Here is a 12,965-nt window from a genome sequence, read left to right on the forward strand (position 1 = left end):
TTATGGAAACTCAATCTATCGCAAAGAACCTTTTATATCATCGTAAGCTAAAAGGATATACTCAGGAGGAACTATCAGAAAGAACGACGGTGACCGTACGCACCATTCAGCGCATCGAGAAAGGTGATGTGAGCCCGCATCTTCAAACTATAAAATTATTAGCTTCTGCTTTGGAAGTCGATGTCAGTGACCTTATCCCTTTGGAAAACCCCAAAGAAGAAAACATCCAAAAAAAATGGCTTTTGCTGTTGCATAGCATCCCGTTCTTGGGTTTTATTATTCCATTGGCCAATATCCTACTACCCCTATTCTTATGGATTCATAAAAGGGAAGACAATAGGCTCTATGACCTCCATGGTGCCAAAGTGATTAATTTTCAGATAAGTATGTCGCTACTCTATATACTTTCCTTTATAGCATTGTTAACTATAGAAAAATGGGGGTTTTTTCTTTTTATCGCCCTCATCCCCTTTAGCATATTAATAATGCTGTACAACATAATTAAGGTAATTAAAACGCATAAATGCTTTTACCCCTTGGCATTCCCATTTATAAAAGCGAGCTCCACAAAACCCAGTGGTACCCTAAGCATATTCCTTGCGCTACTAGTTGGTAGTGTCGTTTTTACAAGTTGCTCAAAATCAAAAATTGAACAAGTAACAAGGCTCGATGGGTCAAAAATCTCGGTAGAAGAACTAAATCAAAAAATTCAAAAACTTGTTGATACTGCAAAGGTCACTGGGCTTACCGTATCCATTTTTAATCAAGACACCCTAGCCTATCAAAAAGCCTTTGGATACTCAGATTACGGCCAAAAAGATCTTCTGAAAATAGATGAGGTTTTTTACGGAGCCTCCTTGAGCAAGTCTTTATTCGGATATTTGGTTGCACATCTTGTAAAGGATGGATTGATCGACCTGGACAAGCCATTACAAGACTATTTAGACAAACCCATACCAGAACTCTATTTTGAAAAAGAATGGAGGAGTTTTAAGAACCTCAAAGACGACAAGCGATACGAACAAATAACCGCTAGAATGTGCCTATCACATACTACAGGGTTTCAAAACTGGAGATGGATAAGTAGAATAGGAGAATTTAAGCCAGAGGGCAAAATTCAAATTTTCTCCGACCCTGGAACCGTTTACAGTTATTCTGGTGAAGGAATTCGCTTGCTTCAAATCGTGATTGAAAAAATTACAGGCAGGGGCCTTGAGGAAATGGCCAAAGAAATTGTTTTTCACCCCCTAGCAATGGATATGACCAGTTATGTGTGGCAACAACGTTTTGAAAACAACTACTGTTTGGGCCATACCATAGATCAAGAAACAATAGAAAAAGACACAGAAGATGAGGCAGGTGCTGCAGGATCTATGGAAACAACGGCAATAGATTATTCAAAATTCTTAGAACATATACTCTCTTTAACCTCTCAAGATTCGCCCATAACCCAGCTGATGTTCTCGCCAAATATTGAAATTAAATCAAAGAAACAATTTGGACCACAAGCCTTAGAAACTACAAGCGAAAACAAAAAAATAGGCTTGAATTATGGACTGGGTTGGGGGTTGCTTAAAACGCCTGTTGGCAAAGGAGTTTTCAAGGAGGGGCATGGAGAAGGGTTTCAGCATTATTCTATTTTGTTTCCTGAAAAACATATGGGTGTGTTGCTCATGTCTAATAGCGACAACGCAGAAAGTATTTTCAAGGAATTGTTAGAAATTACTATTGGTGATGTATACACCCCTTGGGAGTGGGAAAATTATATTCCCTTCAACAAAAAGTAGGTGTTCACCCATAGGTGAGTGTAGCACTATTCACGGTATCTATTCATTTGCTTAAATCAAAACTCAGATTACGAAATACCAACTGGTTTAAAGCCTACTTGGAAGGCGTGCTCGCAGCGCCACCCACAGAAACGCGCACTAACTGTTTTTTGGTGCCACGTTTGGCATAAAACAAAAGGCTCTCATTTTTGATATCAAGGAGGGGTCTAGAAACCATTATGGGCAAGCGAACCTCTTTGTCATCGATCAGTTTTTTATGCGATAGGTTTCCCGAAGCATCCATCTTGATGACAAACAAATTTGGGTTTCTACTAAACCCTTGTTTAAACATTATACGCTCCTTACTCAGCTTCTGAGGGTGCTCTCCTGAATTAATAAAGAAATACATCTCCTCGCCGTTGCCATACATTGAATACGAGGCATAGGAGGCATCGCCCTTAGTGACTTCTGTTTTATTAATGTTTCTGGCCCATTCCATTTCACCGTTTGCCGTCAACTTTGCGCAGACAATATCATTGTAATGAAACTTCTCGATCATGCGTCTGCCATTGCCGTCAAACTCTTCGCCTTTGGTAACAAAGTATTCCTCTGCACTAAAAATGATGTTGTTCTTTGGCGTAATATGCACATCTTTAAAAATCAAGTTTTTGACTTGAGCATCTACCTCACGTCCAAACTTGTCTTCCATAAACTGACTGGAAAACGGATTGTATTTTCTAGAAGCTATGGATAAGCTTTGTGGATGCAACTTGAAATAGACCAAACCATTGTAGCGTTGGTCTTTTCTGTCTGCATAAAACCCAACGACCACTAAATCACTCCCCAATAGCAGTGGCTTTAGCGATTCAGGATACCTACCCGGATCGGCAAATTCTTGAATTTCATGCCCTTGATTCGTTACTTTAACCAACTCATATTGAAAACGCCGGTCTTTCGCCTCAAAACGTTTTTTCTTGAAAAAGGCTTTTCCCATAAAGTACACTGTCTTCAAGTCTTTTGAAACCTCAATATTCTCGAAAGCGTAATTCTTTTCTTGTGATTGGGCCGTAAAGTCGTATTCAATCTGCTTTTTTAAATCGGTTCCGAAAACGTACATGCTGTACTTTTCATCTTTTCCCTTTCGGTGTTGTACTGTGATTCCGAAAGCCGTTTTTTCTTTGTTGAAATGTACTGCAGTGGAAAATCCGTTCCCAAATTTTCTATTGTACTTGTTTACCGCTAATGGGTTAATAACCTCTTTTGAGGGAATCGATAGCAACACCTTCTCTGTAAAATTAAATTCCCCGATCGGACTATGATGCACCACATATTGATAGGCAAATTTGGTATCGTCATACTTTAGTTCTAGTAAATACAACTGTCCGTTCTTGATAAAACCATCTACCATATACTGACCAGGGTACTTATTATTGTAGTCTTCCACCAGATTCAAATCGGCGTCATAAAGCTCAATAAAATGTCCTTTAGGGCGTAATGGCATACCCCCATAGTAGGTACGAACAATAACCGTTTTATCGGCATTGTCGGCATCGATACTAAGCACTGTGGAATATTTATACCTATCGGAATAATTTTCTCCAAGACTATAATTTACAGGTATTTCCTGAGCTTTTACAAAAGATAATGCAAGAAGAAAAAGCAGTATGACCAGACTTTTCTGGTAACGCGGTATAGCAAATGCCAAATATTGAAATTTGGTAGTTGCCCTTTGGAATATGGCTTTCATAAGTAGGTGTTTTGGGATATGCTATTTGCCCGGAAAATCAGCTTTTCGCTTTTCTAAAAAGGCGGTTGTTCCTTCTTCGAAATCAGCTGTTCCAAAGCATTCACCAAATGCTTTGATTTCGGAAGCATATCCGTTACTATCATGTTTAAAACCAGCATTTACCGCTTTTATTGCATGACTAATCCCTACAGGTGAATTATTCGATATTCTGCTTCCCAGTTTTTTGCAAAAATCCAACAGCTCTTCTTGAGAAACGACATGATTTACGAGTCCGGTTTCGAGGGCGCGATTTGCATCGATCATTCCGGCGGTCATAATCATTTCCATAGCGATGCCCTTACCCACCAATTGTGGTAAACGTTGTGTACCTCCATAGCCGGGAATAACCCCCAAAGACACCTCAGGTAGGCCCATACGGGCATTCTCACTCGCCACCCTAAAATGACAGGCCATCGCAAGCTCAAGGCCGCCACCCAAGGCAAAACCATTGACTGCTGCGATTACTGGGGTGGATAGATTTTCTACATAATCGAACAATAGCTTTTGCCCTTTTGCCGCCAATTTGCCGCCTTCTTTTACCGAGAAGTTGGCAAATTCGGAAATGTCGGCCCCGGCCACGAAAGCTTTTTCACCGCTTCCGGTGATGATAATGGTTTTGATGTTCTTGTCCTTGTTCAAGGCTTTAAAAGCCTCATGCAATTCTTGAATGGTGTCTTTATTCAAGGCATTAAGCTTGTTGGGGCGATTGATGGTGATGGTTGTTATGGGAAAAGCAGTTTCTACGATAATGTTGTTGTAGCTCATTGGTTAAAAATTATTGATTCTTGGGCTAGTTCTTTAAAAAATCATCTAGATTATCTAGCCTGTCATTCCAAAAATACTCATACTTTTTCAACCACAACTGCACTTCTTTCAAAGCATTCAGTTGTAAGTACAAGAATCGATCTCTACCCTGCTGATGTGCACCAACCAGCCCGGTATCGCTTAACACCTTGATGTGTTTAGAGACTGCAGGTCTACTCATATCAAAATTGTCTGCGATCGCGTTGATATTTATGGGCTCTTTTGCCACTAAATCAATGATGGCCCTCCTTGTTGGATCAGAAATTGCTTTAAATACATCCATTATTTCTCCAAATAAGCTTCCAATTGTTTCAAAATCTTTTTCTTCCAGCCATTACTTAATAACTGTCTTACAAAGATACGCTCAAAGATGCCAGAGAAACCACTATGTTCAAGATGTAGTTTCGTGGTATTACCTATAGGTTCTAACTGAAAAGAAACTTCGGTATTCATTTTTCCATTGCACCAGGTAAATGCCAACTTTTCTTTTGGTACGACTTCTACTATTTCACAATTAACGATACCATCGAAACCAAGCTGTGGCTCTGTTCGAAATTGAAATTTGTGTCCAACGATAGGTACGATATCACAAGGCATCAACCATTGGCTCATGGCCTCAGCGTCGGTTAGGGCATTCCAAACGCGATCAATCTGACAGTCATAGATGCGTTCTAGTTTGATTTTATCTTTCATAAAAGTATATTTTGTTTTGGTTTCGTCTAAACATATTTACAAATTCTTGCTCAAATGTTAATCGGCATGCGAGCTGTTTGGGTTTGTGCTTTTTTTGGCCACAGCACAAAGTACAAAACCGTACCAGCCAAGAACCATCCGAAGAGCATTTGAAATCCTCTCAATACTATAAACTCGCTAGAAAACGCCCACCAATTCCACATGGGCACAAGAAAACTAAAAATTGTAATCAATCCTAAAACCATAGTCAGTCTGATTTGTCTTAGGTAGGTTTTCTTTCCAAGGATAAGAAGTAAATAACTTATTAAAGACCAAATGCAAAACTGGGTGACCAACTCGATTGTGATAAACTTTTCAGGATTATAATACGCTTCGTCAGCTTTAGCCGTGAAATAGAAAACATTGCTAGCGCCTGTGATGCCACTTTCCTGGGCAAAGTTCGCATGCCAGGCATATATACCATCCTCGGGCATCTGTTCTTCCATAAAGCTATTGTACTGTATTGGGTTTTTTACCTGTTTATAGGGTGATTTCATCAAAGGGTTAAACCATTCGGTGGAATTCCATAAAAAAATGGTGAGTGTTGCCATAAGTGCTCCTTTTAAAATTTGTTTTGCTTTCATAACGCTTGCATTTTAATTAAACTTTCATTTATGTAACTTTTCGGTTACAAATATATATGTAACTTTTTGGTTACGCAAATAAATTTTAAAAAAATTAGATTAGATCATCCACATTCCCTCACTTACGGGAACGACCTGGCCGCCAACTTTAAGTATGTATTCGTATTCATTACGCGTTCCATTCAAATGCAAAATGGACTTACGTCCCATTTCGAATCCTTGTTCCACTATAGCAGATTGAGTGGGCTTATCATGCTTTAGTAAATAGGCTAAAAAGCAGCCATTAGCACTCCCGGTGGCGGCATCTTCCCAAATAGACTCATCTTCCAAAACGAGCATACGCGTATGATAGCTATGCTCCTCCTCGACTGTCTCCCTGGTAACAAAAAATAAGTTCGTTGTCAAGCCTCTTGGGTTGTTGCTTTTGAATAGTTTTTCTTGCCTTAAAAATTGCTCCACTTTGTCGGCATTCAATTTGAGTTTTCCTATACTTTCTAAATCTTTCAAGAAAATTATCAGGTATGGCAGCCCCGTGTTTACGTCTTGTATGGGCATTGAAGCGTCAAAAGAAGCCAAAGGAATATCAAACGCTTCTGACACTGTTTTGGCGTCAAATAGGGGCCCAAATTCAGGCTGCACCTGCTGCATCGTAAAACGACTTGCATTTAGGTCTTGTGGATTGTCAATCTGCACTGGAATATCTCCTTTTTTGAGCCTTAAAACGATTTCTTTTACCGGCTTTTCACTGAAATGTTTCGCCAAGATGTAGGCCGTACCAAGGGTAGGATGCCCGGCAAAAGGCACTTCGTATTCTGTCGTAAAAATACGGACGACGAAACTTCCGTCGGCTTCAATGCTTGTAATAAAAGTGCTTTCAGCGAAATTGATTTCGCGGGTCATTTGCAGCATTTGCTCGGGTGATAGTTGCTTTTCCAGATCTACGAAAACGGCCAGTTGATTTCCGGCATACTTTTCACGTGCAAAAACATCGAGGATATAAAATTTGATTTCAGACATATTAGGCGGTTGCGGCTAGATTTTCTTTCGGAAAGCGAACAGTAAACACCGTACCCTTTTCCGGTTGGGAACTAAAGTCAATCGTGCCCTTATAAGTTTCTACAATGTTTTTTACCATCCCCAGACCAAGTCCCATACCACTCGATTTCGTGGTAAACTTGGGTTCAAATATCTTTTCGGTAAACTCGTCTTGAATACCAATACCATTATCGGCAACGGCGAGCTTTACGTATTCATCTTCGCTGGTAACCGAAACTAAAATACGAGGCGATGTTACTTCGGGCACCGCCTGAATGGCATTTTTAACCAGATTCGTAACCACTCGAATTAGTTGTGTACGATCTAGTTTGGCGATAATCGCCTCTTCATCAGAAATAAAGTGAATATAGTCTTCGGTAAAAATGTCGAGGGCCAGTTTTACGATTTTGACCACATTCAAGGTTTCATTTTGCTGCGCAGGCATTTCCGCAAAATTCGAAAAGGCAGAAGCGATATTGCTCATGGTATCGATCTGCTGAATCAGGGTTTTGGAATACTCCGCCACCTTGGCTTCCACATCGGGGTCTTTGGGATTGAACTTACGCTCAAAACTCTGTACACTCAGCCGCATAGGAGTCAACGGATTCTTAATTTCATGCGCCACCTGTTTGGCCATTTCACGCCAAGCCTGTTCACGCTCGCTACGGGCGAGTTTTGCCGCACTCTGCTCCAATTCATCGATCATGCCGTTATACGACTCCACCAGTTTTCCGATTTCAGAGCTGGGGTCTTCAATGAATATCTTTTCGTTGCGTTTGGTCAAATCGGTTTTGTGCATCATATCGGAAACCGTTTGCAATGACCTTGTAATGTATTTTGAAATAAAATAGGCCAAGCCAATCGCTAAAAAAAGCAGCAACAAACAAACACTTCCCAAACGAATTAAGAACTCCTTGAGTTCTTTGTCATAAAAGCTGTTGTCTTCGTAGTAGGGCAGATTCAGTATGCCAATAGGTTTAAACCGTTTATCATTGATATAGGTATAGGAAGCTTGATATTGGTCTCCCGCTGCCGTATTTCGTTCTACATAGCGTTTTTCGGCGCTAGAGCCCAAATTGTTCAAAACCTCGGCATCTAAACAATTTGAGGTGGTTTCGATTTCAAATTTTGGTCGAGAACTCTTGATCAATTGCCCCTCCAAATCATAAATATTAAAGGGAGCGGACAAAACATCAGAAATCTGGTATATATCGTCTTTGAAGATAAGTCCGAGATACTCGGTAGTCTGCGGATAAGTTGTTTTCTTGAGCGTAAAGTTTACACTCTGTCGTACCTGCTCTTCCTTTTTACCCAAGCGCACTTCGTGATAGTCTTTCGTTTGTTCTTTGTATTGGTAAAAGGCAACCCCAGCAATCAAAACGGAAGAAATCACGACCAATACGATCATGGTGACAAAAATACGGGTCCGAAGTGAAAATTTTCTAAACAACTGCTTGGCGTTTGAACTCAAAGGTAGCAAATATCACACCAATTTTAAGTGCAAGTGCAAGTGCAAGTTTAAAGATCAAAAAGTAACTTAAAACGCTATTTGAACTTGCGCTTGCACTTGCGCTTGCACTTGCACTTGCACTTGAACTTGAACTTATCAAGCTTCGGGGTTCTTATCGCGAATACGCTTGTAGAGTCGTATTCCAAACATCAAAAAAATGCCGAGAACAAGGATACTGACGACACCAAAAATCCAATTAATGGCGCTTTTAAGCACCACTAAGAATACCACGGCGAAGAGCACGAGGGTGGCAACTTCATTCCAAATTCGCATATACCGAGAGGTATATTTTATTTTATCATTTTGTAGTTGTTTGAAAATCAAATGGTTCCGTACATGGTAGAAAAACAGCAGCAATACAAAAGCAAGTTTTACATGCATCCACGGTTGTTGTAACCAACCGGGCATTAAGACCAATAACCAAATAGCAAAAAAAGTGCACAGAATGGCGGAGGGCCAGGTGATAATATACCAAAGTCTTTTGGTCATCAACTTTAGTTGTTTGGTTAGCACCTCCTTTTCTGGAGATGGTCTTTCAGCCGCCTCGATGTGGTATATAAACAATCGTGGAATATAGAACAAGCCTGCGAACCAGGTCACCACAAAGATGAGGTGTAGGGCTTTTATGTAGTTGTAGTATTCCAATTCAAATTCTTTTGCTAAATCTGTACGGTCAGGTCGAGCGGAGTCGAGACCTGTGTTCCTTGGCTTCTCGACTCCGCCCAAAGTGACAGAGAATTACAAAAATACTCATTCCTAGCTCCTATATCCTAATTCCTTACAAGCGTATCGCCCCAATTCCAGCATCCCACAGTTTTTTATTGAAATCAGGGATGGAAGTTTTCATAAAAGCATCGGCCTTCGTTTTTAAAGTGCTCCATTGTGCATCGAGTTCTGCCTTTCTATCCTTTGAAGGCTGATTCACCCTTGGAATAGTACTATTGCTAGCGTCAATCAAAAACAAGTATTCAGCTGTAAATTTATTCGGGAAATTCTCTACGTCATCATAGGCCTTTGACTTGCGCTGTATCATGTCTTTGTCCCAAGTATCTAAAGCTGCCACGAGCTTTTCTCCTTCCATTTTTACGGCCTCATCTTTAATCTCTTTCAACACTTCTTTAATTTGGCCCTGTGCTTTATATAATGCATTTACCGTGCTATGCATTTCATTCAATCGACCCTCCATATCGTTCATGAAGGCATGGTATTCTGCATATTGCTCCGTAGTGGTACCATAGGTTGGCATAGCCTTGATGTTACCTTCTGTAGTAGTCGCTTGGTCGCCTGCCTTCAATCTGATGCTATACTTTCCAGGAGGTACCACATGCCCGGCAAAACGAGACTCGATATAGGTATTCGGTATACCCTTTAAAATGGGTGTTTTCATATCCCAAACGAAACGGTTCAACCCTTCTTTCTTAGCTAAAACCGGAGCCCTCCTTGGACCTCCCCCATTATGTGGTTTGTAATTCTTGTCTTTTTCTGACGAAAAACTACGAATCGTATTCCCAGCAGCATCCAAAATATCCATAGTGACGGCTATAGAATCATTCAATTTCGGGAGTTCATAATAAATGACCATGCCATTTGCGGGGTTTACGCCCGACAAAGTGCTCATTCCCTTAAAATTTTCGGTGTTTCCGTTCATCGGCCCGTACCATGAACCGTTCAGGGCGTCATTAGGCCGGTATAATTTCATGCCTTTTTGAGTGGCTTCATATTGACTTAACACAGCAAGATCATCTAAGATCCAAAACGCCCTTCCAGAGGTGGCCACGATTAGATCGCCCTCGTGGATTTTAATATCGGTAATCGGCGTTTTTGGTAAATTCAATTGAAAAGGCTTCCAACTTTTGCCACCGTTCCAAGAGAGGTACAGCCCTTTTTCGGTTCCGGCATACAACAAGTTTTTGCGCACCGGGTCTTCGCGAACTACTCTCGTAAATGCCCCGTAGGGAATTCCCGTATTTATACTTGCCCATGTTTTTCCGTAGTCCGAACTCTTATAGATTGCCGGTGTATGATCATTGAATTTGTATTTGGTCGTAGCGATATACACCGTTGCCTTATCATGGGGAGAAACTTCAATAGCATTCACCAACGACTCACCTAAATTTTTAGGGGTGATATTTTGCCAGCTTTCGCCATTATCTTTGGTGATATGCACATAGCCGTCATCACTGCCGGTATAAAAAATTCCTGCTTCGTGAGGGGATTCCAATACATAGGCCAGGGTACCATAGTTCTCCGCACCTACGGCTTCGTTCGTATACGGGCCACCGCCATTGCCTTGTTTGGCATCAATATCACGGGTTAAATCGGGAGACATTTCTTCCCAAGTAACGCCCATATCACGCGTTCGCAAAAGCAATTGTGCTCCGTGATAAAAAGTATTTTCCTCATGTTGCGAGCGTAAGGTAGGGGCATTCCAGTTATACAAATATCTCATGTTTCGCGCTTCCCTTCCCAAGTATTGAATAGGCGCAGCCATCACTTGTGTCGATGCTTTCGACTCCATATCCAAAACATTGATGGTTCCTAAATAACTGCCACCCATCACATACCTCGGATTATCGGGGTCAAAGGCCAAAAAAGCACTTTCACCACCCGCAGACGGACTAAAATCAGACATCGTAATACCCCCTCTCCCTACAGACATGTTAGCGATCATGGCTGAAGAATAATCTTGTTGGCCAGCGTAGATGTTATAGGGAAAGAGATTATCCGTATTGATACGATAAAACTGCCCGGTAGGCATGTTTACCTGCGACGAAAAGGTTTTACCAAAGTCAAAGGTCACTGCCGCTCCACCGTCATTTGCGATGACAAAATTTAAGGAGTTCTTCGGGTTGATCCATAAATCGTGAAAATCGCCGTGGGTGCCTCGAATACGTTCCCAATTCTTACCCCCGTCTAAGGAGCGTAGCGCTGGGGCGCTTAAGACATACACGATATCTTCATCTTGTGGATCTGTAAAAACCTCAATATAATACCAAGCGCGTTGCACCAAGCGGTTATCTCCGCTCGCCATGCTCCATGTTTTTCCTGCATCATTAGATACAAAGAGTCCGCCTTTATCTTGATTCGAATCACTTTCAATCAAGGCATATACCTTATTCGAATTCGCGGGACTTACAGAAATAGCCATCTTTCCTTTTTCCTCTGGAAGCCCTTCGGTCATTTCCGTCCACGTTTCGCCAGCATCGGTTGATTTATAGAGTCCGCTGCCAGCACCTCCACTGACCACCATATTCGGTTTGCGTTGGTGTTCCCACATGGCGGCATACATGATTTCGGGGTAGTTCGCATCCATCGAAAGTTCAGAACAACCAGTTAGTTCATTGACGAACAGCGTATTCTTCCAAGTCTTTCCCCCATCGGTAGATTTATATATGCCACGCTCCTTATTCGGGCCATACAATTGCCCTTGCGCCGCTACATACACAATATCAGGATTGGTTGGATGAATGATGATCCGTGAAATATGTTGGGTCGCTGCCAAGCCCATATGCTTCCAAGTCTTTCCGGCATCAGTAGATTTGTAAACCCCATCGCCATAGGAAGTCATCACCCCACGCGGTGCATGTTCGCCCATGCCTACATACACGATATTCGTATTGTAGGTTGAAACCGCAACAGCGCCTACAGAGCCCATTTCGAAATAGCCGTCTGAGATATTATTCCAGCGTTGACCCGCATCTTCGGTTTTCCATAGTCCGCCGCCAGTAGTACCCATATAATAAGTCATCGGGTCGCCTACTACCCCGCTAGCGGATACAGAACGCCCTCCCCTGAAGGGCCCAATATTTCGAAATTTTAAAGGTTTGAAATAGTCTTCAGCCGTTTGAGCGAACGTTATTGTTGTGGTTAGGAGGACTAGCAATAGAAGTTGTAAGTTGTTTTTCATTTTGGGTTTTATGTTACTTAATACAAGGATTCATTTTCTGGGTCCTCCCCTGCCAAGGGGAGGTGGCGACAGCCGGAGGGGTTGGGGTTAGGAACTTGAATGATTCAGCTTTCTAGATAGCCTCACCAAACCCCTCCGCCCTGCGGGCACCTCTAATTTTCCAATATAACTAGTTCTTTTATTAGGCTTCTTGCCTACTTCACCAAACCCCTCCACTTATTATAATGCATGAGGAGTTCTTAGTTCTACTTCCTGCCAAACTTCATCAGAACCCCTCCGCCCTGCGGGCACCTCTCCTTGGCAGGGGAGGACCATTTAATTTTCTTTAAACTCTGCTTTTATGGCTTCTAGAACCATAGCTAATTGTTCAAAGACCAAATAGTTCTCGAAACGTATCACTGTAAAACCTAAACTTTCAAGATATTCGGTTCGTTTTCTATCGTATTCTTCATTTATAAAATTGTCATGCACTTGTCCGTCTAACTCTACTATCAGTTTTTCCTTAACACTATAAAAATCAACAATGTAGTTTCCAATACTATGTTGACGTCTAAACTTTGTTCCCTCAAGTTGACTCTTTTTAAGCGCTTTCCATAATTGAGATTCAGCCTTCGTTGGATTTTTCCGTAGTTTCTTTCTATATTCTTTTAAATATTTATGATTGTTTAGTTTTTCCTGCATTGTCAATCTTTTAGGTCCTCCCCTGCCAAGGGGAGGTGGCGACAGCCGGAGGAGTTGGGACTAGGAACTTGAATGATTCGGCTTTCTAGATAGCTTCACCAGGACCCCTCCGCCCTGCGGGCACCTCCCCTTGAAAAAAGGGGAGGACGTAGACCTACTT

General features: G+C 41.6%; 11 protein-coding genes. 1 reads left to right on the top strand and 10 read right to left on the bottom strand.

Features of this window, described 5'->3' with window-relative positions:
• Positions 1-2: 2 nt before the first annotated feature.
• Positions 3-1,787 (top strand): serine hydrolase, encoded by a 1,785-nt coding sequence (locus tag ABJN95_RS03850; protein ID WP_348368679.1) that lies wholly within the window; start codon positions 3-5, stop codon positions 1,785-1,787.
• A 94-nt stretch (positions 1,788-1,881) separates the two neighbouring features.
• Here the strand turns inward: ABJN95_RS03850 and ABJN95_RS03855 are convergent, their stop codons facing one another.
• The 10 genes from ABJN95_RS03855 to ABJN95_RS03900 form a co-directional block, all read right to left on the bottom strand.
• Positions 1,882-3,513 (bottom strand): hypothetical protein, encoded by a 1,632-nt coding sequence (locus tag ABJN95_RS03855; protein WP_348368680.1) that lies wholly within the window; start codon positions 3,511-3,513, stop codon positions 1,882-1,884.
• Positions 3,514-3,534: 21 nt separating this feature from the next.
• A complete protein-coding gene (locus tag ABJN95_RS03860; RefSeq protein ID WP_348368681.1) occupies positions 3,535-4,317 on the bottom strand; it encodes an enoyl-CoA hydratase-related protein in 783 nt (260 codons plus the stop codon).
• A gap of 25 nt (positions 4,318-4,342) precedes the next feature.
• Positions 4,343-4,639, bottom strand: coding sequence for a metalloregulator ArsR/SmtB family transcription factor (locus ABJN95_RS03865; protein ID WP_348368682.1), 297 nt, complete (start codon positions 4,637-4,639; stop codon positions 4,343-4,345).
• Complete coding sequence (locus ABJN95_RS03870; RefSeq protein WP_348368683.1) at positions 4,639-5,049, bottom strand: SRPBCC domain-containing protein; 411 nt, start codon at positions 5,047-5,049, stop codon at positions 4,639-4,641. Before ABJN95_RS03870 ends, ABJN95_RS03865 begins: the two co-directional genes overlap by 1 nt.
• 50 nt (positions 5,050-5,099) lie before the next feature.
• The gene (locus tag ABJN95_RS03875; RefSeq protein WP_348368684.1) at positions 5,100-5,672 is read right to left on the bottom strand and encodes a hypothetical protein; all 573 of its coding nucleotides are present in this window, start codon (positions 5,670-5,672) and stop codon (positions 5,100-5,102) included.
• Between the two features lie 99 nt (positions 5,673-5,771).
• Positions 5,772-6,689, bottom strand: a complete 918-nt coding sequence (locus ABJN95_RS03880; RefSeq protein ID WP_348368685.1) for a PhzF family phenazine biosynthesis protein — start codon at positions 6,687-6,689, stop codon at positions 5,772-5,774.
• A 1-nt stretch (position 6,690) separates the two neighbouring features.
• Complete coding sequence (locus ABJN95_RS03885) at positions 6,691-8,115, bottom strand: ATP-binding protein (protein ID WP_348368889.1); 1,425 nt, start codon at positions 8,113-8,115, stop codon at positions 6,691-6,693.
• 198 nt (positions 8,116-8,313) lie between these two features.
• A complete protein-coding gene (locus ABJN95_RS03890; protein ID WP_348368890.1) occupies positions 8,314-8,862 on the bottom strand; it encodes a CopD family protein in 549 nt (182 codons plus the stop codon).
• A gap of 133 nt (positions 8,863-8,995) precedes the next feature.
• Positions 8,996-12,124 (bottom strand): glycosyl hydrolase, encoded by a 3,129-nt coding sequence (locus tag ABJN95_RS03895; protein ID WP_348368686.1) that lies wholly within the window; start codon positions 12,122-12,124, stop codon positions 8,996-8,998.
• Positions 12,125-12,439: 315 nt separating this feature from the next.
• Positions 12,440-12,805, bottom strand: coding sequence for a DUF559 domain-containing protein (locus ABJN95_RS03900; RefSeq protein ID WP_348368687.1), 366 nt, complete (start codon positions 12,803-12,805; stop codon positions 12,440-12,442).
• Positions 12,806-12,965: the final 160 nt, after the last annotated feature.

This window comes from Maribacter sp. (assembly GCF_039974175.1).
In the GTDB taxonomy this organism is placed as follows: Bacteria; Bacteroidota; Bacteroidia; order Flavobacteriales; family Flavobacteriaceae; genus Maribacter_C.